This is a genomic window from Halomonas sp. SIMBA_159, from assembly GCF_046536035.1.
GTDB classification, from domain to species: domain Bacteria; phylum Pseudomonadota; class Gammaproteobacteria; order Pseudomonadales; family Halomonadaceae; genus Vreelandella; species Vreelandella venusta_A.
This window is the reverse complement of record NZ_JAWJBT010000557.1, coordinates 1-272: the sequence shown is the minus strand read 5'-3', so window position 1 is coordinate 272 and position 272 is coordinate 1. Positions and strand designations below refer to the sequence as shown.

Annotated in this window: 1 pseudogene; it reads left to right on the top strand. The window is 54.8% G+C overall.

Going from position 1 to position 272, the window contains the following annotated elements:
• Positions 1–272, top strand: a pseudogene (locus R0J87_RS20440) (elongation factor 4); the annotation flags it as partial.

Genomic DNA, 272 nt, shown 5'->3' with positions numbered 1-272 from the left:
AAGACATACTGAGAACGGGCGAAGTGGGCTGGGTGGTCTGCGGTATTAAAGATATCCTGGGCGCGCCGGTGGGCGATACCCTGACACTGGCGAAGAACGGCTGTGAAAAGGCGCTGCCAGGCTTTAAGAAAGTGAAACCTCAGGTGTATGCAGGCCTGTTCCCGGTATCGTCTGACGATTATGAGAACTTCCGTGATGCACTGGGCAAACTGAGCCTGAATGATGCTTCACTGTTCTACGAACCGGAAAGCTCTGCCGCTCTGGGCTTTGGC